General features: G+C 63.7%; 26 protein-coding genes and 1 pseudogene. 17 read left to right on the forward strand and 10 right to left on the reverse strand.

Annotated features, from left to right (window positions below; genetic code table 11):
- The coding region (locus X726_RS1000000171410; RefSeq protein WP_210164216.1) for a hypothetical protein at positions 1 to 196 on the forward strand (196 nt) is incomplete at its 5' end.
- A 45-nt stretch (positions 197 to 241) separates the two neighbouring features.
- The gene (locus X726_RS153325; RefSeq protein ID WP_348626759.1) at positions 242 to 493 is read left to right on the forward strand and encodes a hypothetical protein; all 252 of its coding nucleotides are present in this window, start codon (positions 242 to 244) and stop codon (positions 491 to 493) included.
- A gap of 34 nt (positions 494 to 527) precedes the next feature.
- Here the strand turns inward: X726_RS153325 and X726_RS153320 are convergent, their stop codons facing one another.
- The 3 genes from X726_RS153320 to X726_RS1000000171120 all read right to left on the reverse strand — a co-directional run bounded on the left by X726_RS153320 (position 528) and on the right by X726_RS1000000171120 (position 3,288).
- Positions 528 to 830, reverse strand: coding sequence for a DUF982 domain-containing protein (locus X726_RS153320; RefSeq protein WP_023670262.1), 303 nt, complete (start codon positions 828 to 830; stop codon positions 528 to 530).
- Positions 831 to 988: 158 nt separating this feature from the next.
- Positions 989 to 3,070, reverse strand: a complete 2,082-nt coding sequence (locus X726_RS153315) for an ATP-dependent helicase (protein ID WP_023670263.1) — start codon at positions 3,068 to 3,070, stop codon at positions 989 to 991.
- A 50-nt stretch (positions 3,071 to 3,120) separates the two neighbouring features.
- Positions 3,121 to 3,288, reverse strand: coding sequence for a hypothetical protein (locus X726_RS1000000171120; RefSeq protein ID WP_023670264.1), 168 nt, complete (start codon positions 3,286 to 3,288; stop codon positions 3,121 to 3,123).
- Positions 3,289 to 3,424: 136 nt separating this feature from the next.
- Between X726_RS1000000171120 and X726_RS1000000171125 the strand changes: the two genes are divergently transcribed.
- Positions 3,425 to 3,577 (forward strand): hypothetical protein, encoded by a 153-nt coding sequence (locus X726_RS1000000171125; protein WP_023670265.1) that lies wholly within the window; start codon positions 3,425 to 3,427, stop codon positions 3,575 to 3,577.
- 240 nt (positions 3,578 to 3,817) lie between these two features.
- Here X726_RS1000000171125 and X726_RS153310 read toward each other — a convergent pair whose 3' ends face one another.
- Positions 3,818 to 4,786 carry a LysR substrate-binding domain-containing protein gene (locus tag X726_RS153310; protein ID WP_023670266.1) on the reverse strand — a complete coding sequence of 323 codons (969 nt, stop codon included), beginning with the start codon at positions 4,784 to 4,786 and terminating at the stop codon, positions 3,818 to 3,820.
- A 111-nt stretch (positions 4,787 to 4,897) separates the two neighbouring features.
- Here X726_RS153310 and X726_RS1000000171130 point away from each other — a divergent pair, with 111 nt between their 5' ends.
- The 6 genes from X726_RS1000000171130 to X726_RS153280 all read left to right on the forward strand — a co-directional run bounded on the left by X726_RS1000000171130 (position 4,898) and on the right by X726_RS153280 (position 11,806).
- Positions 4,898 to 5,731 carry a hypothetical protein gene (locus tag X726_RS1000000171130; protein ID WP_023670267.1) on the forward strand — a complete coding sequence of 278 codons (834 nt, stop codon included), beginning with the start codon at positions 4,898 to 4,900 and terminating at the stop codon, positions 5,729 to 5,731.
- Positions 5,732 to 5,744: 13 nt separating this feature from the next.
- Positions 5,745 to 6,713, forward strand: a complete 969-nt coding sequence (locus X726_RS153300; protein ID WP_245272116.1) for a DMT family transporter — start codon at positions 5,745 to 5,747, stop codon at positions 6,711 to 6,713.
- Positions 6,706 to 6,939 carry a hypothetical protein gene (locus X726_RS153295; protein WP_023670269.1) on the forward strand — a complete coding sequence of 78 codons (234 nt, stop codon included), beginning with the start codon at positions 6,706 to 6,708 and terminating at the stop codon, positions 6,937 to 6,939. The genes X726_RS153300 and X726_RS153295 overlap by 8 nt, the downstream gene beginning before the upstream one ends.
- Before the next feature lie 166 nt (positions 6,940 to 7,105).
- Entirely contained in the window at positions 7,106 to 7,552 is a 447-nt protein-coding gene (locus X726_RS153290; protein WP_023670270.1) for a MucR family transcriptional regulator, read from the forward strand.
- Positions 7,553 to 7,689: 137 nt separating this feature from the next.
- Positions 7,690 to 9,567 (forward strand): ABC-F family ATP-binding cassette domain-containing protein, encoded by a 1,878-nt coding sequence (locus X726_RS153285; protein ID WP_023670271.1) that lies wholly within the window; start codon positions 7,690 to 7,692, stop codon positions 9,565 to 9,567.
- Positions 9,568 to 9,703: 136 nt separating this feature from the next.
- Entirely contained in the window at positions 9,704 to 11,806 is a 2,103-nt protein-coding gene (locus X726_RS153280) for a molybdopterin oxidoreductase family protein (protein WP_023670272.1), read from the forward strand.
- A 58-nt stretch (positions 11,807 to 11,864) separates the two neighbouring features.
- Here the strand turns inward: X726_RS153280 and X726_RS153275 are convergent, their stop codons facing one another.
- On the reverse strand, positions 11,865 to 12,341 hold the full coding sequence (locus X726_RS153275) for an Lrp/AsnC family transcriptional regulator (RefSeq protein WP_023670273.1): 477 nt from the start codon (positions 12,339 to 12,341) through the stop codon (positions 11,865 to 11,867).
- Between the two features lie 103 nt (positions 12,342 to 12,444).
- Between X726_RS153275 and X726_RS153270 the strand changes: the two genes are divergently transcribed.
- From X726_RS153270 to X726_RS153245, 6 genes are all read left to right on the forward strand, one after another.
- The gene (locus tag X726_RS153270; protein WP_023670274.1) at positions 12,445 to 13,647 is read left to right on the forward strand and encodes a diaminopropionate ammonia-lyase; all 1,203 of its coding nucleotides are present in this window, start codon (positions 12,445 to 12,447) and stop codon (positions 13,645 to 13,647) included.
- A gap of 2 nt (positions 13,648 to 13,649) precedes the next feature.
- Positions 13,650 to 14,897, forward strand: coding sequence for a Zn-dependent hydrolase (locus tag X726_RS153265; protein ID WP_031214973.1), 1,248 nt, complete (start codon positions 13,650 to 13,652; stop codon positions 14,895 to 14,897).
- Positions 14,890 to 16,062 (forward strand): amidohydrolase, encoded by a 1,173-nt coding sequence (locus X726_RS153260; RefSeq protein ID WP_023670276.1) that lies wholly within the window; start codon positions 14,890 to 14,892, stop codon positions 16,060 to 16,062. The genes X726_RS153265 and X726_RS153260 overlap by 8 nt, the downstream gene beginning before the upstream one ends.
- Positions 16,063 to 16,158: 96 nt before the next feature.
- Positions 16,159 to 16,962 (forward strand): agmatinase, encoded by an 804-nt coding sequence (gene speB, locus X726_RS153255; RefSeq protein WP_023670277.1) that lies wholly within the window; start codon positions 16,159 to 16,161, stop codon positions 16,960 to 16,962.
- Between the two features lie 63 nt (positions 16,963 to 17,025).
- Entirely contained in the window at positions 17,026 to 17,799 is a 774-nt protein-coding gene (dapB, locus tag X726_RS153250; RefSeq protein ID WP_023670278.1) for a 4-hydroxy-tetrahydrodipicolinate reductase, read from the forward strand.
- Between the two features lie 237 nt (positions 17,800 to 18,036).
- The gene (locus tag X726_RS153245) at positions 18,037 to 18,270 is read left to right on the forward strand and encodes a DUF680 domain-containing protein (RefSeq protein WP_023670279.1); all 234 of its coding nucleotides are present in this window, start codon (positions 18,037 to 18,039) and stop codon (positions 18,268 to 18,270) included.
- A gap of 191 nt (positions 18,271 to 18,461) precedes the next feature.
- On the opposite strand, the gene X726_RS153240 is transcribed toward X726_RS153245, so the two are convergent.
- From X726_RS153240 to X726_RS1000000171695, 5 genes are all read right to left on the reverse strand, one after another.
- Entirely contained in the window at positions 18,462 to 18,977 is a 516-nt protein-coding gene (locus tag X726_RS153240) for a histidine phosphatase family protein (protein WP_023670280.1), read from the reverse strand.
- Positions 18,974 to 19,306: a hypothetical protein gene (locus tag X726_RS01000000166965; RefSeq protein ID WP_156940648.1), complete on the reverse strand. Its 333-nt coding sequence runs from the start codon at positions 19,304 to 19,306 to the stop codon at positions 18,974 to 18,976. The genes X726_RS153240 and X726_RS01000000166965 overlap by 4 nt, the downstream gene beginning before the upstream one ends.
- Before the next feature lie 22 nt (positions 19,307 to 19,328).
- On the reverse strand, positions 19,329 to 20,036 hold the full coding sequence (gene purN, locus X726_RS153235; protein WP_023670282.1) for a phosphoribosylglycinamide formyltransferase: 708 nt from the start codon (positions 20,034 to 20,036) through the stop codon (positions 19,329 to 19,331).
- Positions 20,033 to 21,112, reverse strand: a complete 1,080-nt coding sequence (gene purM / locus X726_RS153230) for a phosphoribosylformylglycinamidine cyclo-ligase (RefSeq protein WP_023670283.1) — start codon at positions 21,110 to 21,112, stop codon at positions 20,033 to 20,035. Before purM ends, purN begins: the two co-directional genes overlap by 4 nt.
- A 115-nt stretch (positions 21,113 to 21,227) precedes the next feature.
- Positions 21,228 to 21,449: a hypothetical protein gene (locus X726_RS1000000171695; protein WP_023670284.1), complete on the reverse strand. Its 222-nt coding sequence runs from the start codon at positions 21,447 to 21,449 to the stop codon at positions 21,228 to 21,230.
- On the opposite strand from X726_RS1000000171695, the pseudogene X726_RS01000000166970 reads away from it, so the two are divergent.
- Positions 21,351 to 21,843, forward strand: a pseudogene (locus X726_RS01000000166970) (CDP-alcohol phosphatidyltransferase family protein). The gene X726_RS1000000171695 and the pseudogene X726_RS01000000166970 sit on opposite strands and share 99 nt — an antisense overlap.
- Entirely contained in the window at positions 21,815 to 23,008 is a 1,194-nt protein-coding gene (locus X726_RS153225) for an AI-2E family transporter (protein WP_023670287.1), read from the forward strand. The pseudogene X726_RS01000000166970 and the gene X726_RS153225 overlap by 29 nt, the downstream one beginning before the upstream one ends.

Below are 23,008 nucleotides of genomic sequence, written 5' to 3' on the forward strand. Positions count from 1 at the left end.
AAGAAGCTCGCTCTGCGCCAAGCCGCATGACCAGCATCATGGCCGCCCCATTTTGCAGAACTTGACGCACACAACCTGGTTTGGCCAGGCATGCGGCCCCTGCCGGCAAATGGCAGCAATCCGTGGCCAGCCGCGATTCGTTCATCCCCTGGCATTAATCTCTGGCGAGCCGATCTTCGGCCGCAACGACCGTTGAAATGGCTGCTGGCGTCACCGCAATTTCATCACTGGCATCATGCCAATGAGCGCGAAGCCTGGGACAAGAATTTCGCCGGGCAGCTGCCCTTTGCTCGACATGCTGGCAGGCACATTGTTCATGCCCGACAGGATGCCGCAGAAATACGGCACCGATGACCCGGTTCCCTCGCTCTATCATCGGCAGCTTGCCTATCCCTTTGTCGGCGATCAACTCTTTGTCGGCAACACCGAACAAACCGCCCCGCCGGCAAGGCTGGCAGAGGCCTCGCCGACGTCTGCCGGCAAGTCCGAGTGATCTTTTTTGCTGGGCAGGCCTGGTCCCGGCCGTCTCAGACGGCGTAGCCGCCATAACCGTGTGCGACCGGCTTGACCGAGACGGCCGGCTGGACCGCGGGCCAGAGGATGCCTGCCGTGACTGCAAAGGTGATCAGGGCATCGCGTGCGGCCTCGGTCGAGATTTCGCCGGCGCGCGCCGCCTCGCACGCCCTCACGGCCGCGCCATAGCTCAGGCGCCGGCGTGATGGCGGAAATTCGGTCAGGAAATCATGCATCTCGAACAGCGAGGCGAGCATGCGTTTGTGGCCGGCGCCAACGCTAACGGCAACCGGGGTGAAGAACATCGCGTCGTGCATTCTGGCCTCTCTGGATGGGCGGAAAGGCGGCGGCCGCCGCCCTCCGATCGCGGGTTGGACGCCAGAAAACGCGGCTGGCGGCCCGAGGTTCCCTGAGAGATGCCATGACAGGACGATTTGCTCTTGAGGTCGCTCCCTGCCGGCATTCGCGGTTGCGGCTATTTCCACATGCCGCGCATGCGGGCGCCGAGGTCGACGCGGACTTCAGGTCTGTGGCGCGGATCGTCCTTGGCGTGGACGCTCGCCCACGACGTCTGCTCGAAGGCGCCGAGGATCGAGGCCGCGATGAAACGGGTTCGCGAGGCATAGACGTGGCGGTCGCCGCGCGCTGCCTGGCAGTGAGTGAAGAAGCGCTGCGGCGTCACCAGATGCAGGCCGTCCTTGGCCCGCGTCATCGCGACGTAAAGCAGCCGGCGCTCCTCCTCGATGTCTTCCTTGGTGCCGACGCCGAGATCGGCCGGGATGCAGCCATCGACGGTGTTGAGCACGAAGACGTTCTTCCATTCCTGGCCCTTGGCCGAATGAATGGTCGACAGGATCAGATAGTCCTCGTCGCGGTGCGGCGGCCCGGCCTGGTCGCTGGTCGCATCCGGTGGATCCAGCGTCAGCTCGGTCAGGAAGCGCTCGCGCGAAGCATAGCCGGAACCGATCTGCTCGAGCTGCATGAGGTCGGCTCGCCGCGTCGTCGCATCCTCGTGGATGCGCTCAAGATGCGGCTCGTACCACAGCCTGACCTGTTCGAGATCGGCCGGCCATTTCCCCGACCGGGCGCGCAGGCCGGAATAAAGCGCAACGAAGGCTGGCCAGTCCTCAGCCGCGCGTTGCGGCGGCCGGTAGCGGGCCAGCCCCATTTCCTCGTCGAGCGATGTCGCCATGGTCTCGACGATGGTGCTCGCCGCCGAAGGGCCGATGCCGGGCAGGAGCTGCAGCACGCGGAAGCCGGCGACGCGGTCGCGCGGGTTCTCGGCAAAACGCAGCACCGAAAGCACGTCCTTGACGTGGGCGGCGTCGAGGAATTTGAGCCCGCCGAACTTGACGAAGGGGATGTTGCGGCGCGTCAGTTCGATCTCCAGCGGGCCGCTGTGGTGCGAGGCGCGAAACAGCACCGCCTGCGATTTCAGCACCGTGCCGGCCTCGCGCTCGGCCAGGATGGCCTGGCAGACATAGTTCGCCTGCTCCGCCTCGTCGCGCACGCTGACCAGTTTCGGCTTTTGCGAGGATTTGCGCTCCGACCAGAGGTTCTTGGTGAATCGCTCCGACGCCTCCGAGATGACCGCATTGGCTGCCGCCAAAATAGTCTCGGTCGAGCGGTAGTTGCGCTCCAGCATGATGACATCGGCGGCTCGCGCGAATTGTTGCGGGAAATCGAGGATGTTGCGCACTTCCGCGGCGCGAAACGAATAGATCGACTGCGCGTCGTCGCCCACCACCGTCAGTCCGGCGCCGTCCGGCTTCAGCGCCGAAAGGATCGAGGCCTGCAGCCGGTTGGTGTCCTGGTATTCGTCGACCAGCACATGGTCGAAACGCGAGCCGAGATGCGCCGCGATCTCCGGCTCGGCGGCCATCTGCGCCCAGTAGAGCAGGAGGTCGTCGTAATCGAGCACGTTCTGCGCCTGCTTGGCCTCGACATATCGGGCGAACAGAGCCTTCAGTTGTTCGGCCCAGCCGGCACACCACGGAAAGGCCGAACCCAGCACCTCGCCGAGCGGCGCCTGCGCGTTGACCGCGCGCGAATAGATCGCCAGGCAGGTGCCCTTGGTCGGAAAACGGCTTTCGGTCTTCGAGAATCCAAGTTCATGCCGGGCAAGATTCATCAGGTCGGCGGAATCCTCGCGGTCATGGATGGTAAAGGCGGGGTCGAGGCCGATCGTCAGCGCATAGTCGCGCAGCAGCCTGGCGCCGATGCCGTGAAACGTGCCGGCCCAGGCCAGCGCATCCGCGATGACGGACGCGTCTCGGCCCAGCACCTCGCCGGCGATGCGTTCGACCCGCCTGGCCATTTCGGTGGCGGCGCGGCGCGAGAATGTCATAAGCAGAATGCGTCTGGGATCAGCCCCCTTGACGATCAGATGCGCAACCCGGTGGGCGAGCGTGTTGGTCTTGCCGGAGCCGGCGCCGGCGATCACCAGCAGCGGCCCGGCGATCTGGCCGTCGCCATGTTCGACGGCGAGCCGCTGCTCGGCGTTGAGCTTCGTCAGATAGGCGGGCTGCAAGGACGAATCATTGATGGCGATGGTCATCGCCTATCAAGCATCGTTTCCGCTTTGTTCGCAACGGGCCGAAGTCGCCCCTATCGCCGTGGCGCGACACCCGTCGCCGCCGACTGGCGCCGCAAGGTGGCGCGTTCGTCGCCAGGCACCGGCAACGGATCGAAATTGTCGGGCACGTCCTTGATGATCTCCTTGGCGATGCGATAGGTCGCGTAAGCGAAAAGGCCGGTAATGAGCAGACGGATCATGGCGCGATCTCCTTTGGGCAACCAACCTCAGAGCCGCCGTTTGGTTCCAGCCGACGCCGCGTCGTTTGCGAGCGTGCAACCAAAGCCGAACCGCCTCGTTGCCTTACGAAGGAGAGGGCAGACCTAGGAGGTCGCCATGAAGAGGCTTCTGATTCTGCTAGCCGCCAGCTTCGCGCTCGCCGCCTGCGACAACAATATCCAGCCGACCAAAGCACCCTTGCTCGACCGGGCCCCGCAGTCGGATGCGACGCCAAAGCCGGCGGCCGGCGGCGATCAGCTGGCACAATGATCGTTTTAGCGGGACGACAAGGCTGAAGGTGGCCTTCGGGAGAAGAAGGCCGGCGCCGCTTGGGAGGTGAGCCGATAGCGCCGGCCAGGCGGATATCAGGTCCGCCGCAACAACCGAACATAGCTGAGTCTCTCGCCTGCGTCATGAGGTGGGCCGCATCGACCTGCTTCATGACGGCGCTTCTGCACAAAACAACTTCGATGTCAGATGGCGTGCGGAACGAAACTCGACGGGAGGACCTCAGGCAATGGCCTTGCGCAGCACCGGGCCGCCGGCAATCCCGGCGTCCAGTTGGCACTGCGTCAGCGCCGCCTCGGCCATGATCCACTGCTTGAACAATTCCACCTTGCGCGTGTAGGGCGCGGTGACCGGGCAGACGAAATACCAGCCGGCGGTGTTGGGGTGATGCACGGCAAACGGCGCCACCAGCCGCTCTGCGCGGATCTCGCTCGCCATATAGGCGCGGTTGGCGACTGCAAAGCCCATGCCGGCATTGGCCGCCTCATAGGACATCATGCAGGAATCGAAATAGATGCTCTTGGTCTCGCCGAGCACGGAACTCGCGCCGGCAAAACCCAGCCACGACTGCCAGTTCTGCGTGCAGGTGTCGGAATGCAGCAGCGTGAAATGCCTGAGGTCGTCGGGCGTCACCTTTGACGGCGGCCTATCGCCGAGAACCTCGTGGAACAGCTTCCTGCTGCACACCGGCGTCAAATCCTCCTTGAACAGCAGGTCCGCCTTGAGGTCGGGAAAGCTGCCGTCGCCATAGCGGATCTCGAGGTCGAACTCGGAGGTGGCGAACTCATTGGTGGCGTAGGAGGTCGAGACCCGCATTTCGATTTCGGGATATTGCCGCTGGAACAGCGGCAGGCGGGCAAACAGCCAGCGCGCCGCGAACGTCGGCAGCACCGAAATCTTCAGCACATGCGCCTGCGACTGTCCGGTCGCCTCCATGCTGGCCGCCACGATGCGCTCCAGCGCCTCGCGAACGCGCGACACATAGGTCTCGCCTTCGGGTGTCAGCGACACCGCATTGCCGCCGCGCTGGAAGATCTTGAAGCGCAGCTGTTCCTCGAGGCTTTTGACGCGCTGGCTGACGGCGGAAGCAGTAATAAACTGCTCTTCGCCCGCGCGCGTGAAGTTACGGTGCCGGGCGGCACTTTCGACAATCTTCAGCGAATTTAGGTTGACCTGACTGAGCAGACGCACGCGTTTCGACCTTAAGCTGGGCTTACACTAGCACCAGCATTCCTAATTTTACAGGGGTGGGGAAATTAATCGACAGTTTACCAAGTGATGCCCCCATCCTGGAGAAGTAGAATGAACGCCCATACCATACCTGAACTGCGCTACGCGATGAGCCGAGAAGCCATTATCGGCCATGAGACGGCCTGGAAAGTGTCGGGTTTCGGCGTTGCGCAGTATCTGCATGGCTACGACCCGGCGCTGCTGGCGGCGATCGAAGAGGCGGCGTTGAAGCTCAAGGCCAGCCACGCCGTGCACAAGCACCTCGACCTTACCTTCATCACCGGCGCCGACCGTTTTATCCCGGAGATCAAGGAATTGCTGCATGACAAGCTGCGCCTGGAACGTCTGTCCGACATGATGGGCACCAAGCTCGAGCCCTATCCGCTGTCGATCGTCGGCTCGACCGTCACTTTCATGAATCCCAAGGACGGCGCCGTCGATTGGCATTGCGACGGTGTCCCGGTCACCGAACTCATTCCGCTGTCGATCAGCAATCCGCTGGTCGGCGGCCATCTCGAAATCTACTGCGACGATTCCGAGACCGGCCGCGCCATCCTTGAATCCGGCCGCGAGATTCCGCGCAACCAGGTCATGCGCATCGACCACAAGATGAACTACGCCACGCTCGGCCAGTTTCTCGGCGTCCTGCACCGCACCGCGCCGATCCAGCTCGGCTCGCGCGTCACGCTGGTCCTCAACCAGCGCTCGGTGGCCAAGCCTTATGTCGACGACAATCGCATGTTCTATCTCGCAGCCGACAATGATCACGATCGCGAGTGGGTCAACGAGCTCGCCGAAGACGTCTGGACGAACCAGCTGCCGGCCTATCGGCGCTTCGAGGAAGAACGTCCCGTTGCGGCGGCGGCCGATGCGCCGGTCCCGGGCGGGTCAAGGGAATCCTGGTAGGCAGAGCATAGAAGTGGACGCCGGTTTGGCCGTCGGTAACATCATGGTCGGCGATAAGGACAAGGCACCGTCTCGGCGATTCCGGGATGGATCGGGCTCGCCATCGGCCCTGGTCTTCGCCGCCGGCGCGGTCGCCCTGTGGTCGACCAACGCGCTGGTCGGCAAATCGCTGCTGGCCAGCCATCCGGTGTCGCTGGTGCAGTTGCTGCAATTTTGTGGAGCGGCTCTGGTGTTCGCCGTCATCCATCTGGCGAGCCGGAAGAGGGGCCTGCAAGACGCAGCCTTTTCCAAGGGTGCTGACGGCACCCTGGCGCCGGTCGCGGTCGGCTTTATTGGCCTGGTCGGCACTATGGTGCTGCAATACATCGCCTTTGCGTCCATGCCGGTGATCGAGGCCAATCTCGTCGCCTACACCTGGCCGCTGATGGTCGCGGCGGCGGTCATCGTGCTGGGCAAGCGGCAACGCCCCGTGCTGCTGGGTTTGACTGCGGTGCTCGGCTTTGTCGGCGTGGCGCTGGTGATCTCGGGTGGTCGCGGCCAGCCTTTTCTCCAAGGCAGCATCGTCGGCTATCTCGCTGCCTTCGGCTCGGCGCTGTGCATGGCCTTCTATTCGATTGCGGTCGCCCGCCTAGCCACACCGTCGGAGCGTTTGCTTTTGCCTTCGGCATTGGTCGGCGTCGGCCTGACCTTGCTGTGGTGTATTCACGACGGCGCAGCCTGGCCATCCAGCGAGCACCTCCTGCTTGGCCTCTATCTCGGCGCCGGTCCGATGGGGCTGGGATATTATTTCTGGTCGCGCGCCTTGAAGCTTAAAGGCGGCGGCAAGGTTGCGGTCATCGCCTATCTGACGCCGATCGCATCGACGCTGCTGCTGACGCTGTCGGGCGAAAGGCTGACGCTGACCGCGATAGCCGGTGCGGTCCTCGTCATCGGCAGCTGTATTGCGGTGGGCATAGAACGCTCGGAGGCTGAACATGCTTGACGACGATGAACGCCTCGCCAGACAGGAAGCATTCTGGCTGATCAAGGAGTTCGGCGCCGAGGCGCCGCTTTATGCCGCCATGAAGGCCGAAAAGGCGATAGAGCAAAAAGATTTCGGCCGGTGCGCCCGCTGGAAGCGCATTCTGGAGATACTGGCCGACTCCAAACCTGCGGGGGCCGTGCAGTTGAAATCTGCTGGCGCGAAGTCGGCCGTTTTCAAGTATTAGATTTTCTAATTTGCAACGTTGCAACCTGTTGTGGAAACATCCTCCTGTTCCGATTCTTGATCGTTTATTGAGACTTAGCGACCCGTTGGGGGGTGCAGCTAGGTCGATACATCAAGAGAAGTCTTAAAAAAAGCCGGCAACTTCATGACCGGCGGGAGAAACAGAATTGCACACCATCGACAGCAAGACCGCTATTGAACTGACTGCTGACATCGTCTCAGCCTATGTCGGCAACAATCCTCTCCCTGCGTCCGGCCTGCCGGATCTGATCGCCAGCGTCAGCGCATCGGTGCGCAAGCTGGGCAGCATTGCCGCCGTGGAAAGCCCCGCGCTGAACCCCGCTGTCAATCCGAAGCGGTCGGTGTTTCCCGATCACATCGTCTGTCTTGAGGACGGCAAGAAATTCAAGTCGCTGAAGCGGCACCTGATGACCGACCATGGTCTCAGCCCGGAGGAATATCGTGGCAAATGGGGCTTGCCGTCGGACTATCCGATGGTGGCGCCGAACTACTCCGCGACCCGTTCGGCACTGGCCAAGTCCTCGGGCCTCGGCCGCAAGCCGGCCGTTCCGGCTGCCGCGGCCAAGGTGACGAAGCGCAAACCCAAAGCCTGAACCAGGCAGCCTCTTAAAGTCAGTCTGCAGTTAGCAGTGATGGACGGCGCGCTTTGGGCGCGCCGTCTTCATGCCTTATGCCCCCGCCAGCGCCCAGGCCCTTGCGAAGCGCCGCCCTCCCGTGCAAAAGCCCCGGCATGCTTATCATCAACGATCTTTCGCTCCGCATGGCCGGACGCTTGCTTCTCGATCATGCCTCGCTGACCTTGCCGGCCGGCACCAAGGCCGGCCTCGTCGGCCGCAACGGCACCGGCAAGACGACGCTGTTCAAGGCCATCACCGGCGACTTTCCCTCCGAGACCGGCTCGATAAGCCTGCCCAAGAACACCCGCATCGGCCAGGTGGCGCAGGAAGCGCCCGGCACCGAGGAGCCGCTGATCGAAATCGTGCTCAAGGCCGACCTCGAGCGCACCGCATTGCTCGAGGAGGAAAAGACCGCCACCGACGCGCACCGCATTGCCGACATCCATATGCGGCTGGCGGATATCGATGCGCATTCGGCGGAATCCCGCGCGGCCACCATCCTCGCCGGCCTTGGCTTCGACGACGCAGCGCAGAGACGGCCGGCCTCGTCCTTCTCCGGTGGCTGGCGCATGCGCGTCGCGCTCGCCGCCGTGCTGTTTGCCGAGCCCGACCTTTTGCTGCTCGACGAGCCGACCAACTATCTCGATCTCGAAGGCACGTTGTGGCTGGAAAACTATGTCTCGAAGTATCCGCACACCGTGCTTCTGATCTCGCACGACCGCGACCTGCTCAACCGCGCCGTCAACTCCATCGTCCATCTCGACCAGAAGAAGCTGACCTTCTGGCGAGGCGGCTACGACCAGTTCGAGCGCCAGTACACCGAGCAGAAGGAGCTGCAGGAGAAGGGACGCGTCAAGCAGGAAGCCGCCCGCAAGCACATGGAATCCTTCGTCGAGCGTTTTCGAGCCAAGGCTTCGAAGGCGCGACAGGCGCAGTCGCGCATCAAGGCGCTGGAGAAGATGAAGCCGATCGCGGCGCTCGTGAACGACACGGTGCGGCCGTTCTCTTTCCCCGAGCCGGTGAAAACGGTGGCCTCGCCGATCATTGCCTTGAACAACGTCAATGTCGGCTACACCGAGGGCCAGCCGATCCTGAAGAAGATGACGCTGCGCATCGATGCCGACGACCGCATCGCGCTGCTCGGCGCCAACGGCAACGGCAAGTCGACCTTCGCCAAGCTTCTGTCGGGCCGGCTGAAGCAGGAGAGCGGCACCATGACGGTCGCGCCGGGCCTGAAAGTGGCGATCTTCGCCCAGCATCAGCTCGACGACCTACGCCCGGATGAAAATGCCTATGAGCATGTCCGCCGGCTGATGCCGGAAGCGCCGGAATCCAAGGTGCGTGGTCGCGTCGCCCAGTTCGGTCTGACCACCGAAAAGATGAACACCGCCGCCAAGGACCTGTCGGGTGGCGAGAAGGCGCGCCTGCTGATGGGCCTGTCGGCTTTCGAGGGGCCGAACCTGTTCATCCTCGACGAGCCGACCAACCATCTCGACATCGACAGTCGCGAATCGCTGATCCATGCATTGAACGAGTTTCCCGGCGCCGTCATCCTGATCTCGCATGACCGCCATCTGCTGGAAGCGACCGCCGACCGGCTGTGGCTGGTCAAGGATGGCGCGGTCAACCCGTATGACGGCGACCTGGAGGACTACAAGACGCTGGTCACCGGCGTGTCGGGTGACCGCCGCGGCAAGCGCGAGGCCGAGAAGGCATCAAAGGCCGATCGCCGCCGCGATGCAGCCGCGCGCCGCGCCGCCTTCGAGCCGCTGGCCAAGGAAATACGCGCCACCGAAGCGCTGATGGACCGCATCCGCAAGCGCATCGACCTGATCGAGGACGAACTCGCCAACCCGGCGGTGTATGAAAAGGATCCATCGACGGCGACCCGGCTTGCCAAGGAGCGCTCGCAACTGGCACAGCAGCTTGCCGGTCACGAGGAAAAGTGGCTGACCATGTCGGCCGAGTATGAGGAAGGCACGGCGGAGTGATTTACCCTCCCCCTTGTGGGGAGGGTCGATCCGCGAAGCGGAGCGGGGTGGGGNCGCTGCGCGCCGACCCTCCCCATCAAGGGGAGGGTAAGATCTGGCCCTACAAGTCGCCCGCAAAACCCGCTAAATACGCGGTATGAACCAGCAGCTTCGCATCGGCCACTCCGCCTGTCCGCATGATTGCCCGTCGACCTGCGCGCTCGAGGTCGAACTTCTCGATGGCAACCGCATCGGCCGCGTCCATGGCGCCAAGTCCAATAGCTACACATCGGGCGTCGTCTGCGCCAAGGTTGCCCGCTATGCCGATCGCGTCCACCATCCGGACCGGCTGCTGAAGCCGCTTGTCCGCGCCGGCGCCAAGGGCGACGGCATCTGGAAAGAATCCAGCTGGGAAGCGGCACTCGACCTCGTCGCCGAAAAATTCATCGCGGCCGAGGAAAAATACGGCTCCGAGACCGTCTGGCCTTATTTCTATGCCGGCACGATGGGGCTGGTGCAGCGCGACGGCATCGACCGGCTGCGCCATGCGAAAAAATACTCCGGCTTCTTCGGCTCGATCTGCACCAATCTGGCCTGGACCGGCTGGATGATGGGGGCGGGCGCCTTGCGCGGTCCCGACCCGCGCGAAATGGCCAAATCAGATTGCGTGGTGATCTGGGGCACCAACGCCGTGGTCACGCAGGTCAATGTCATGACCCACGCCATCAAGGCGCGCAAGGAACGCGGGGCGAAGATCGTCGTCATCGACGTCTACGAGAACGCGACGATGAAGCAGGCCGATATAGGCCTTGTGCTGAAGCCCGGCACCGATGGCGCGCTGGCCTGCGCGGTCATGGATGTGCTGTTCAGGGAAGGCATGGCCGACCGCGCCTATCTCGAAAGATACACCGACGATCCGAAGGGGCTGGAAGCGCATCTGGAGACGCGCACGCCGGAATGGGCGTCTGCCATCACCGGTCTTGCCGTCACCGAGATCGAGGCTTTCGCACGCCTCGTCGGCACGACGAGGAAAACCTATTTCCGCCTCGGCTATGGCTTTGCCCGCCAGCGCAATGGCTCGGTTAACATGCACGCGGCATCCTGCATCGCCGCCGTCACCGGCGCCTGGCAATATGAGGGTGGCGGCGCCTTCCATTCCAATTCCGGCATCTTCAAGCTCAACCAGGATGTGCTGGAAGGCACCGCGATGCGCGATCCCAATATTCGCCATCTCGACCAGTCGCGCATCGGTCCGGTGCTGACCGGCGCAGCGGACGCGCTTTACGGTGGCCCGCCGGTGACGGCGATGCTGATCCAGAACACCAACCCGGTGAATGTCGCATCCGAGCAGCGGCTGGTGAAACAAGGTTTTCTGCGTGATGACCTGTTCACCTGCGTGCACGAACAGTTCATGACCGACACGGCAAAGCTTGCCGATGTCGTGCTGCCGGCAACGATGTTCCTCGAACATGACGACGTCTACAAGGGCGGCGGCAACCAGCACATCACGCTTGGTCCCAAGCTGATCGACCCGCCGGAAGGGCCTCGCACCAACCATTTCGTCATCGAGCAATTGGCGCAGCGTCTCGGCGTCTCCGACCGGCCGGGCTTTGGCCTGACCGAGCAGCAGCATATCGACATCATCCTGGGCAAGCGCGGGCTGGGCTCCTTCGCCAGCCTCAAGGAAGACAAATGGGTCGACCTGCAGCCGGATTTCGAGGCGGCGCATTTCATCGATGGTTTCGGCCATGCCGACAAGAAATTCCATTTCCGCGCCAATTGGAGCGGGCAGGCGGCGCCCAACCGGCCGCCGAAAAGCATGGGCCTGTTCGGGCCGGTGGCGGAGCTCCCGGAATTCCCCGACCATGTCGACCTGATCGAGGTCGCGGATGCCGAGCATCCGTTCCGGCTCGCCACATCGCCGGCGCGCAATTTTCTCAATTCGACATTCGCCGAGACACCGGTGTCGAGAGCCAAGGAAGGCCGGCCGGAACTCCTGGTGCATCCGGACGACGCTGCCGCGCTTGGCTTGGGCGACGGCGACCGTATCGAGGTCGGCAACCGGCGCGGCGAGGTGGTGCTGCACGCAAAGCTGTTCGAAGGCCTCAAGCGCGGCGTGGTGATCGCCGAGGGCATCTGGCCAAACAGCGCCCATGAGCGTGGCGAAGGCATCAATGTGCTCACCGGCGCCGACGCACCAGCGCCCTATGGCGGTGCGGCCTTCCACGACAACAAGGTCTGGCTGCGGCCGGCGGGCTAAAGCAATTCCAGGAAAAGTGTGAGCGGTTTTCCGTCCGGAATTGCGTAAAAGAGACTGGCTATCCCGGCAGAGGCACCGTCAGCCCCACCTTGACACGGTCCATGGCAACGAAGGTGCGGAATTTTCGGACATTCTTGCTGTCGAAGAACAGTCTGCGCGTCAGGGCCTCATAGGCCCCCATGTCGGCCGCGGTGATGACTAGGATGAAGTCGGCCTCGCCGGTGACGTAGTAGCATTGCTGCACTTCGGGCTCTGCCGAGAATTGCCGCTTGGCCGCGTCGATCAGGTCCGAGCGTTCGCTCTCCAGTTCGACCTCGACGAAAATGGTGATGGGCTGGCCGACCACAACGGGGTTGATGACAGCGACGTTGCCGGCAATGACGCCGGACTGTGCCATGCGCTTGATGCGCCGCTGCACCGCCGGCGCCGACAGGTTGACGGCTTCGCCGATCAGCCGCTGCGGCGTCGTGTTGTCCCGCTGCAGGATGGCAAGGATGGCGAGGTCGAAACTGTCGAGCGAAGGCGATCGAGGCAAAGCGCTATCCTGGCGAAACAAACTTGCATTTCGAAGCGCCAATAACAGCGCTATTTGCGCCTCGGCTGCAATATGATTTCGACACACCCAAAGGAGGCCACCCGTGTTCCTGCTCAACAGCAATGCCTTGCACCGCCGGCCGCTCGATCCGGTCGATGCCGAAACGCTGGGGAATGCCGGTGCCGATACGGTCGAGCGCTTTCTTGCCCATCGCGACAATCACCTGGCAACTCCGTTGCATGCATTGCCGACGCTGGCCGGCGAACTCGGCCTCGGCGCCGTCCACATCAAGGATGAAGGCTTTCGCCTCGGTCTCGGCAGTTTCAAGGCGCTCGGCGGCGCCTATGCCGTTTTTCGACTGGTGCTGGAGGAGGCGAGCCGATCGCTTGGTCGGCCCGTTGACGTGGCCGATCTCAACCGGTTCGACGTCCGGGCGGTCGCTGCCGGCATGACGGTTGCCTGCGCCACCGACGGCAATCACGGCCGCTCGGTCGCGCAAGGTGCACAGTTGGTTGGCGCGAAAGCGGCAATCTTCGTTCACGCCGGCGTCAGCGAGGCGCGCATTGCAGCAATAGCCCGCTATGGCGCCGAGATGATCCGCGTCGACGGCAATTATGACGACTCGGTCAGCCAGGCCGCCGAGGTTTCAGCTGAGCAAGGCTGGACCGTGGTGTCCGACACCTCCTGGCCGGGCTATGAGCGCATCCCGGGCCTGGTCATGCAGGGCTATACGGCGATCGTGCGCGAAGCCTTGCGCCAGTTGCCGCAGCCGCCGACCCATGTCTTCGTGCAGGCCGGTGTCGGCGGCATTGCCGCCGCCCTGGCCGGCCATCTCGCCATCGTGCTCGGTGACGCCAGGCCGACCTTCATCGTCGTCGAGCCAGCCCGCGCCGCCTGCGTTGTCGCAGCCGCCCGGGCGGGCCACGTGGTCAAGGTCGCACACGATCAGCCGACGGTGATGGCGATGCTCGAATGCTACGAGGCCTCGCAAGTTGCCTGGCGCGTTCTGGCGCGGGTTGCCGATGCCTTCATGACAGTGGATGAGGAGGAGGCGGTCGCGGTGATGCGGCGGCTGGCACGGCCGGCTGGCAATGATCCAGTGATCGTCGCCGGCGAAAGCGGCGGCGTCGGTCTGGCCGGGCTGATCCGGGCGGTGGCCGACCACAAGGCCGCGCTCGGGCTCGACGACAAATCCCGCGTGCTGCTGATCAACACCGAAGGCGCCACAGACCCGCATCGCTATACCGAGCTGGTCGGGCAGAGCCCCGCCGATGTGCTGGCCGGCAAGCTGAAGGCCGAGGCATAGCCATGATCGGGATCGATGCACAGCGTCTGCTTGGCCGCATCCGGGAACTCGGCGCCGTTGGCCGCGACAGTGAGGATAGGCTGATCCGGCTCGCCGCCTCCGACACAGACAAACAGGGCCGTGACCTCTTTGTCGGCTGGCTCAGGCAGGCCAATCTAGAAGTCGCCATCGACCGGGTCGGTAATATCTTCGGCATCTGGCAAAGCCCCGACAATGCCGGGCAGGCGCCGCTGCTCATCGGTTCGCATATCGACACCGTCATCGATGCCGGCATCTATGATGGCTGCTACGGCGTGCTGGCCGGGCTGGAGGTGATCGAGACGCTGCAGGCTTCGGGCTTTTCGCCGTCGCGCCCGGTCGCGGTCGCCGCTTTCACCAATGAGGAAGGCGTGCGCTACACGCCTGACATGATGGGCTCGCTATGCCATGCCGGTGGCGTCAGCGCCGAGGCCGTGCTGGCCGCCATCGGCACGGATGGCAGCGTGCTCGGCCAGGAACTCGCCCGCATCGGCTATGCCGGCGACCGCGAACCCGGCTTCCTCAAGCCGCATGCCTATCTCGAACTTCATATCGAGCAGGGGCCGGTGCTGGAGCGTGAAGGCGTGCCGATCGGCGCGGTCGAGAATTTGCAAGGCATTTCCTGGCAGCGCATCACCATCGACGGCGCCGCCAACCATGCCGGCACCACGCCGATGTCGATGCGCAGCGACGCCGGCTACGCCGCCGCCCGCATCATCACCTTCCTGCACGATCGGGCCAGGGCTTCAAATGGGCCAACCGTGGCCACGGTCGGCACGATGCGCTTCGAACCCAACGCCATCAACGTCATTCCCGCGCGCGCCGTCTTCACCATCGACCTGCGCGATCCCGACGAACAGCGCCTGCAGGCGCATGAGGCGGCCCTTGCTGCCTATATCGAGGAGCTTGAGGTTTCGGAGAACGTATCGATCTCGGTCGAGCGGCTCGCCCGCTTCGAACCGGTGCTATTCGACATCGGCATCGTCGAACTGATCGAGGCGGCCGCGAAGAACCGCGGTCTCGGCGTCAGGCGCATGACATCGGGCGCCGGCCATGACGCGCAGATGATGGCCCGCCTCGCGCCGGCGGCAATGATCTTCGTGCCGAGCGCCGGTGGCATCAGCCACAATCCGCGCGAACACACTGAAGATGCCGAGCTTGTCGCCGGCGCCAACATCCTGCTTGATGTCGCCAGTGAGCTTGCAAAAGAGGTCGGGGAGAAAAATGGCTGAACTCGATCGTGATGCGCTGAAGCGGGAGATGACGGGCTGGCGGCGCGATTTGCACGCGCACCCCGAGTTCGGTTTCGAGGAAAAGCGCACCGCTGGCTTTGTCGCCGCGAAGCTGCGCGAATTCGGGCTGGACGACGTTGCAGAGGGGGTCGGCGGCACCGGCATCGTCGGCACGTTGAAGCGCGGCAGCGGCAACCGGACGGTTGCGCTCAGGGCCGACATGGATGCGCTGCGCATCACCGAGCAGTCCGCGACAGCCTATCGCTCGCAGAACCCCGGCATCATGCATGCGTGCGGTCATGACGGCCACACCACCATGCTGCTCGGCGCGGCAAAGCTGCTGGCCGCCGAGGGTGGTTTCGACGGCACCGTGCGTTTCGTTTTCCAGCCGGCCGAGGAGTGGGGCAAGGGCGCGCTGGCAATGCTCGATGACGGGCTGCTGCAGCGCTTCCCCTTCGACGAGATCTTTGGCCTGCACAACATGCCGGGCCTGCCCATTGGACATTTCGAGACCCGCGCCGGCCCGTTCATGTCGGCGGAGGACAATTTCGAGATCGTGCTCAAGGGGATCGGCGGCCATGCGGCGCGGCCACATTCCGGGAACGAGACGCTGGTCGCCGCCTGCGCGCTGGTCACCAATCTGCAGACCATCGTCTCGCGCCGGCTGAGTCCCGCCGACATTTCGGTGGTTTCGGTGACCGAGCTGATCACCGACGGCACCCGCAACGCATTGCCCGGCCTCGCCCGCATCCTCGGTGACGCCCGCAGTTTTCGTCCCGAGGTCAGCGCCGAGATCGAGCGCCAGATGCGGGTCATCGCGGCGGGCACCGCCGCTGCCTACAATGTCACCGCCGACGTGACCTATAGCAGGGAATTCGTGCCGCTGCAGAACGATGCCGACCTGGTGGACGCGGCCTTTGTCGCCGCAAGGCGCGTGCTGGCCGATGGCGCCGCCGGCATCGCGGCGGAGCCGATGACCGCCTCGGAGGATTTCGCCCGCTTTCTCGACCACGTACCGGGCTGTTTCGTCTTCCTCGGCAATGGCGAGGCCTCGGCCCCGCTGCACAATTCCAGCTACGACTTCAACGATGACGGGCTGTTGCACGGCACGAATTTCCACGCCGCGATCGTCAGGCAAAGGCTGGGCGGCGCGATCGGGAAATGACGCCTGGTCGCCTTCGCAACTGGCCCAAGCGGCACTGCTATCGCCAGCCAGCTCCCAGGTTTAGGGAGATTGCCTGTTGCCGGAGATCGCACGCCGATGACCAGGGTTTCGCTTCTGGGAATACCGCATGACGAGAATTCGTCCTATCTCAAGGGCGCGGCTGCAGCGCCGGCCCTGATCCGGCGGGAACTCAAAAGCGACGCGCACAGCTCGTGGAGCGAAACCGGCTTTGATGTGGCGGACAGTTTCGTCGACCACGGCGACATCGACTTTTCAGGCGCCGGCGGTCCATGGGAGCGGATCGAGGCCGAGGTCGGCCGCGCGCTGGATGCCGGCCACCCGTTGATCAGCCTCGGCGGCGATCATGCCATCGCCTGGCCGGTGCTGCGTGCCGTGCGCCGCCGCCATGCCAGGCTAACGATCGTCCAGATCGACGCCCATCCCGACATCTACGATGCCTATCAGGGCAACAGGCGGTCCCACACCTCGTCCTTCGCGCGCATCCTGGAGGAGGGGCTGGCTGACCGGCTGATCCAGATCGGCCTGCGCACCCTCAATGATGAGCTTCGTGACCAGCTCAAGCGCTTCGGCGTCGAAATGATCGAGGCGCGGCATTTCAGCGAGGATATGCAGCTCGATCTCAAGACGCCGGTCTATCTCTCGGTCGATCTCGACGGCCTCGACCCGGCTTGTGCGCCCGGCGTGTCGCACCGCGAACCCGGTGGTCTTAGAACCCGGCAAGTGATCAACCTGATCCAGCGGATCGACCAGCCCATCGTCGGCGCCGATGTCGTCGAATACAATGCAAGCCAGGACGTCTCCAATCTCACCGCGCTGGTTGCCGCCAAGCTGGTCAAGGAGATCGCCGGCATGATGCTCAAGACGCATGGCGCCGGCTGAATCAATCTGGCAGGGCGGCATGGTAGATCATTGTTGTGACTCGCATTTCCAGTGAAAGCCGCCATGCCGCATCCATTGAAAATAGCCATAGCCGGCGCGCTCGGTCGCATGGGCAGGGAGATGGCGCTGGCCGTCGAGACCGATCCCAGGCTGGCGCTCGTCGCCCGCTTTCACAGGCCGGGCAGCGCCGGCGAGGGGCTGGTCGAGCGCGACGAAGCACTGGCGCTTGCGGATGTCGTCATCGATTTCACCACGCCTGCGGCCTCCATCGAATTGGCGAAGACTTGCGCGGCCCGCGGCGGCCCTGCGCTGGTCATCGGCTCGACCGGCTTCGAACCGGCCGATCTCGCCGCCATCGCTGCTGCTTCGAAGTCCGTCGCCATCGTTCGCTCAGGCAGCTACTCGCTGGGGCTCAAAATGCTGGCTGGGCTGGTCGAACAGGCGGCGCGAGCACTTGGTCCCGCCGCCGACATCGAGATCCTGGAAGCGCATCACCGCATGAAGGTCGACGCACCGTCGGGCACGGCGCTGATGCTGGGCGAGGCGGCCGCTCGCGGACATGGCGTCAGGCTGGACGATGTGGCGAAACGCATCCGCGACGGCGTTACAGGTCCACGCCCTGCCGGCGAGATCGGCTTTACCGTGCTGCGCGGCGGCAGCATTGTCGGCGAGCACAGCGTGAGCTTCCTCGGTGAGGGCGAAACGCTTACGCTCTCGCATTCAGCTGGCGACCGCTCGATGTTCGCGCGCGGCGCCATTGCGGCAGCACGCTGGGTCGCCGTCCGGCCGCCCCGCGAATACGACATGCGCGACGTACTGGGCTTCACGACCTTTTGAGATACAAGGGTAACGCAACGAGGGGCGTTGCGAGGTCGGAGCCGCCTAGAGAATAGAACATAGCAACAACTACGCCATTTCGCGCCTTCCTAGACCGAACCGAACGGTTCGGTTCGCACATTTTTGTGATTGGCAATGGCAGCAACGCACACCCATTTCGGGGTGGTCCGAGCGACGCGAATTCCTGCCAAGGCACGCCACTTGACGGACAGAACTGAAAAATCTGGATTACCTGAAATGACCAAGATCGCACTTACCGCTGCTGCCATCCTCCTTGCCACCGGCACCGCTTTCGCAGGCAGCGACCACTACGGCTCCGACGGCGTCAACCAGCCTGCTATGGCAGCGCCCGCCGGCAACATCGATCACAATTATACCGCCTCGATCCGCAAGCCGGCCAGCCTCGGCGATTTCACGATCAAGGGCGACTCGAACCAGCCGGAATCCGGCCAGGGCATCTGGGGTCGTTGATTTTCTGAGAAATCTACGACCACAAAGAGCGGTGGGCCCGGCCCACCGCTCTTGTTTTTATGCAATCGACTCGGGCCGCAAAGATCTTGAATCAATCCGCCAGCAATTGGTCCTATCTCCTGTTTGACCGTGGTCTTTTCAAAACACGGTTTGCGGCTGTCACCTGCGGCTAGCCCGTTAGGCAGCTTGGTCTAGCTTAGATCCTTCGGCTTGATGCAATGCGTCAACCGGGCCGCGCCGAAGCCGAGATCCGCCCAGTCGCCGTCGATGACAAAGCGGGCAAGGGCGCCGGTCGGGAATTTCTCTTCAAGTTTCCTGAGAGCAGCCACACCCGATCGCGGACCGGCGAGCCGGCGGGCAAAGTCCTCCAGGCCGGGATTATGGCCGAGCACCAGGAGACAGCTAGCCGATGCGACTGCCTGCTGCAGCTCGGCCAGAATGTCGCCAGCCGTGGCTTCGAAAAGCGCATCGGCGAACTCCACCGTTACGCTCGCCGACAGTTCCGCCGAGACCAGCCGCCATGTCTCGCGCGTACGCAGCGCCGGCGACACCAGCGCCAGGTCAGGCAGCCAACTGCGCCGGGCCAGTTCGCGCCCCATCAGCGGCGCCGTCTTCAGCCCGCGCGGCCCGAGCGGCCGGTCGAAATCAGCAAGCGCCGGGTCGTCCCAGCTCGACTTGGCGTGGCGAAGAAGAAGCAGCTGTTTCATCTGTTAGATCTCAGGACCAGGGAATTTCGCGCTGGAAGTCCATGCCGTATAGCGCCAGTAGCGGCATCAAAGGCTGCCGACAAAGTGCCGAAGACGAAAAGGCCGACGCGCCTCTCATCATTGTCCCATTGGACGGCAATATCCGCTTCGGTGATCGCCCAGGCACCCGATCGAATATGAATTGCGCCGATGATCCGCCCAACTACCTCGTCATGCGCTTCGTATAGGTAAAAATAAGCCGTGGCGTTTGCTGGCCCTTCAGTGTCGTCATGTTCAAAGACGCCGGCGAGATCGCCTTTTCTCCGGATCGCGCTGTCAAAAATATCCAAGGGCTTTCAGGTCCTGAAGCGCCTACGGCGTGATCCGCGCCAGATGTTCGAGATCGCGCTCTTCGCGCAGCGGGTCGGGGGCCATCACCACGGAAGTTCCGTTTTCGGCATCGTCGGCGAAATGTGCCAGCACGGTGCGGCCGCCTTCCATGTGCGCCTTGCCGTCGGCGACCAGCCCGAGCGCCAGCGCATAAAGCCGGTGCTCGGCCTTCAGCACTCTGGCGGCCAGCGTGTCTTCGTTGTCGCCGACCATCACCGGCACCGCTGCCTGCGCGATGATCGGGCCGTCATCCATCTCTGATGTGACGAAATGCACCGTGCAGCCATGAATGCGAATTCCGGCGCGCAGGGCGCGCGCATGCGTATCGAGCCCTTTGAAGGCCGGCAGCAGGGCAGGGTGGATGTTGAGCATGCGCCCTTGCCACTTCTCGACCAGGCCGCGGGAGAGAATGCGCAGATAGCCGGCCAGCGCCACGATCTCGGCGTTGAACGCAATCAGAGCGGCGTCGATCGCCACATCATGCGCTTCCTTGCTGGCATGGTCGGCGCGCACGATGACTTTGGTCGGGATGCCGCGCGCGGCCGCGATGCCAAGGCCGGCGGCGTTGGCTCGGTCGGAGATGACGCCGACGATCTCGGCGGGATAGGCCGGGTCGCTCGCCGCCGCGATCAGCGCCGTCATGTTGGAGCCGCGTCCCGAGATCAGAACAACCGTGCGTTTCCTGCTCATAGGCCGATCGAGCCCCGATAGATGACGCCGGCGTCGCGGCGCGGCACGATGCGGCCGATCGGCGTCACCGTCTCGCCGGCCTCCTGCAGCACGGCTGCGACCTGTGCGGCCTGGCCGGAGGCGACGACGAGGATCATGCCGATGCCGCAGTTGAAGGTGCGCATCATCTCCTCCGGCGCCACGCCGCCAGTCTTCGCCAGCCAGGAAAATACCAGCGGCACATCGATGGCATTGAGATCGAGCTCTGCGGAAAAGTCCTTCGGCAGGACGCGCGGAATGTTTTCGGGAAAGCCGCCGCCGGTGATATGGGCCAGCGCCTTGATGCCATGCGTGTTGCGGATCGCCTTCAAGATCGATTTCACATAGATGCGGGTCGGCTCGAGCAGCGCTTCGGCCAGCGTAGCCTCATCGTTGAACGGCGCCGGATCGCTCCAGGCAAGCCCGCTGACGCCAACGATGCGGCGCACCAGCGAAAAGCCATTTGAATGCAGGCCCGAGGAAGCCAGCCCCAGCAGCACGTCGCCTTCGACAATATCGTCTGTCGGCAGCAACTGGCCGCGTTCGGCCGCACCGACGGCGAAACCGGCAAGGTCGTAATCCTTGTCGTTATACATGCCGGGCATTTCAGCGGTCTCGCCGCCGATCAGCGCGCAGCCGGCCTGTCGGCAGCCGATTGCTATGCCGCCGACGATTGCCGCCCCCTGGTCGGGGTCGAGCTTGCCGGTGGCGAAATAGTCGAGGAAGAACAGTGGCTCGGCGCCCTGGACGACGATGTCGTTGACGCACATGGCGACGAGGTCGATGCCGATCGTGTCGTGCTTGCCGGCATCGATGGCGATCTTCAGCTTGGTGCCGACACCGTCATTGGCGGCAACCAGCACCGGATCCGTGAAACCCGCCGCCTTGAGGTCGAACAGGCCGCCAAAACCGCCGATCTCGCCATCGGCGCCCGGCCGGCGCGTCGCGCGCACCAGCGGCTTGATCTTCTCGACCATGAGGTTGCCGGCATCGATGTCGACGCCCGCCTCGGCATAGGTGAGCCCGTTCTTGCGCTTGGCCCGGTCGCCCTTGCTCATCGTCGGCGCATCCCTGTTTCCCTCGGCGGCTCTTCGCATGAATGGTTTCGGGGGGCAAGGATGACGACAGGATACCGGGCTTTTGCCCAAGATAAATACGTGGACAGTCGCCCCTTCACCGCTGGTCCTTGCAGCCACAATCCATCTCCATCATCGATCTGCAGAACAAGCATGGCGGGACATGCCTTTGACCATTCCCAACCTCATCACCATCCTGCGCTTCGTGCTGGTGCTGGCGATGCTGAACATGCGCTGGGACTGGGCCTTTGCCGGATTTCTCGTTGCCGGAATTGCCGATGGCGTCGACGGCTTCATCGCCCGCCGCTTCAACCAGCATTCGAACTCGGCGCCTATCTCGATCCGATGGCCGACAAGGTGCTTCTGGTCTCGGTGTTCGTGGTCATGGGCTTCATCGGGCAATTGCCGCTGTGGCTGGTGGTGACCATGGTGTCACGCGATGCGCTGATCATCTGCGCCGTGCTTTTGTCCACGGTCATGGCGCATCCGGTCGAGATGAAGCCGCTCTATGTGTCGTAGGCCAACACCGCCGCCCAGATCGTGCTGGCGCCGTGGTGCTGGGCGAACTTGCCCTTGGCCTCCACCTCGACCCGCTCAGGCCTGCGCTCATATTGCTGTCCGGGGTCTTGACCGTGGCTTCGGCCGCGGCCTATCTCGTGGCTTGGCTGAGGCATATGAGCGGCTATGGCGAAGGCTCCACCCCGGGTAGTTGACAAGAATGCCGCGACTGCCGCGTTAGCAGACGCGGCTGCGTCCCTGGCGTTTCGCCGCCAGATTTTCTTCTGGCTGGGCACGGCAATCTTCCTGGCGCTGTTCCTCTACATTTTTTCCAGCATCCTGTTGCCGTTCGTTGCCGGCATGGTGCTGGCCTATTTCCTCGACCCGGTCGCCGACCGGCTGCAGCGCCTCGGCCTCTCCCGGCTGATGGCGACGGTGGTCATCCTGATCGCCTTCATCGTTCTTTTGGTGCTGGCCTTCGTCATCCTGGTTCCGGTTCTGGCCACGCAGATGGCCGATTTCGCCAGCAAGCTGCCGGAATATCTGACCCGGCTGCAGTCGCTGATCACCAGCTTCGATCCCAAATGGCTGGAGCAGAAATTCGGCGTCAATGCCAATGGCCTGCGCGACGGGCTGAATTCGCTGCTCACTTCCGGTTTCGGCCTGCTGAGCACCGTCTTCACCTCGATCTGGAGTTCTGGCGTTGCTCTGGTGTCGGTGGTCAGCCTGTTCGTGGTCACTCCGGTTGTCGCTTTCTACATGCTGCTCGACTGGGATCGCATGGTGGCGGTCGTCGACAGCTGGGTGCCGCGCGATTATGTCGGGACGGTCAGGGCGATCTCCAGGGACATCAACACCGCGACCGCCGGCTTCGTGCGCGGCCAGGGCACGCTGTGCCTGGTGCTCGGTGGCATGTATGCCACTGGCCTGACGCTGACCGGGCTGAATTTCGCCATCCTGATCGGCCTCTTCGCCGGGCTGATCTCCTTCATTCCCTATGTCGGCTCGCTGACCGGGCTGGTGCTGGCCGTCGGGGTCGCCTTCGTCCAGTTCTGGCCGGACTGGACCATGATCGTTGCTGTCGCGGTGGTCTTCTTCATCGGCCAGTTCATCGAGGGCAACATCCTCCAGCCGAGGCTGGTCGGAAAAAGCGTCGGCCTACACCCGGTCTGGCTGATGTTTGCGCTGTTCGCTTTCGGCTCCCTGTTCGGCTTCGTCGGCCTTTTGATCGCCGTTCCTGCTTCGGCGGCGGTTGCCGTGCTGGTGCGGTTTGCCATTGCCCGCTATCTCGAATCGCCTCTCTACAAGGGACACTCCACCGAGCCCGTCCCGCCGCTGCCCGCCGCTCGCGGCGGGGGCCACCGGTCGCCGCGCGGCTGA

The organism is Mesorhizobium sp. LSJC285A00, from assembly GCF_000503155.1.
In the GTDB taxonomy this organism is placed as follows: domain Bacteria; phylum Pseudomonadota; class Alphaproteobacteria; order Rhizobiales; family Rhizobiaceae; genus Mesorhizobium.

What these genes read in the sequence shown, in the direction of transcription:
- X726_RS153325 (WP_348626759.1), top strand. Translation starts at nt 242, where the DNA reads ATGAGCGCGAAGCCTGGGACAAGAATTTCGCCGGGCAGCTGCCCTTTG.
- X726_RS153320 (WP_023670262.1), bottom strand. Translation starts at nt 830, where the DNA reads ATGCACGACGCGATGTTCTTCACCCCGGTTGCCGTTAGCGTTGGCGCC.
- X726_RS153315 (WP_023670263.1), bottom strand. Translation starts at nt 3,070, where the DNA reads ATGACCATCGCCATCAATGATTCGTCCTTGCAGCCCGCCTATCTGACG.
- X726_RS1000000171120 (WP_023670264.1), bottom strand. Translation starts at nt 3,288, where the DNA reads ATGATCCGTCTGCTCATTACCGGCCTTTTCGCTTACGCGACCTATCGC.
- X726_RS1000000171125 (WP_023670265.1), top strand. Translation starts at nt 3,425, where the DNA reads ATGAAGAGGCTTCTGATTCTGCTAGCCGCCAGCTTCGCGCTCGCCGCC.
- X726_RS1000000171130 (WP_023670267.1), top strand. Translation starts at nt 4,898, where the DNA reads ATGAACGCCCATACCATACCTGAACTGCGCTACGCGATGAGCCGAGAA.
- X726_RS153295 (WP_023670269.1), top strand. Translation starts at nt 6,706, where the DNA reads ATGCTTGACGACGATGAACGCCTCGCCAGACAGGAAGCATTCTGGCTG.
- X726_RS153285 (WP_023670271.1), top strand. Translation starts at nt 7,690, where the DNA reads ATGCTTATCATCAACGATCTTTCGCTCCGCATGGCCGGACGCTTGCTT.
- X726_RS153280 (WP_023670272.1), top strand. Translation starts at nt 9,704, where the DNA reads ATGAACCAGCAGCTTCGCATCGGCCACTCCGCCTGTCCGCATGATTGC.
- X726_RS153265 (WP_031214973.1), top strand. Translation starts at nt 13,650, where the DNA reads ATGATCGGGATCGATGCACAGCGTCTGCTTGGCCGCATCCGGGAACTC.
- X726_RS153260 (WP_023670276.1), top strand. Translation starts at nt 14,890, where the DNA reads ATGGCTGAACTCGATCGTGATGCGCTGAAGCGGGAGATGACGGGCTGG.
- speB (WP_023670277.1), top strand. Translation starts at nt 16,159, where the DNA reads ATGACCAGGGTTTCGCTTCTGGGAATACCGCATGACGAGAATTCGTCC.
- dapB (WP_023670278.1), top strand. Translation starts at nt 17,026, where the DNA reads ATGCCGCATCCATTGAAAATAGCCATAGCCGGCGCGCTCGGTCGCATG.
- X726_RS153245 (WP_023670279.1), top strand. Translation starts at nt 18,037, where the DNA reads ATGACCAAGATCGCACTTACCGCTGCTGCCATCCTCCTTGCCACCGGC.
- X726_RS153240 (WP_023670280.1), bottom strand. Translation starts at nt 18,977, where the DNA reads ATGAAACAGCTGCTTCTTCTTCGCCACGCCAAGTCGAGCTGGGACGAC.
- purN (WP_023670282.1), bottom strand. Translation starts at nt 20,036, where the DNA reads ATGAGCAGGAAACGCACGGTTGTTCTGATCTCGGGACGCGGCTCCAAC.
- purM (WP_023670283.1), bottom strand. Translation starts at nt 21,112, where the DNA reads ATGAGCAAGGGCGACCGGGCCAAGCGCAAGAACGGGCTCACCTATGCC.
- X726_RS1000000171695 (WP_023670284.1), bottom strand. Translation starts at nt 21,449, where the DNA reads ATGCTGGTTGAAGCGGCGGGCGATGAAGCCGTCGACGCCATCGGCAAT.
- X726_RS153225 (WP_023670287.1), top strand. Translation starts at nt 21,815, where the DNA reads ATGGCGAAGGCTCCACCCCGGGTAGTTGACAAGAATGCCGCGACTGCC.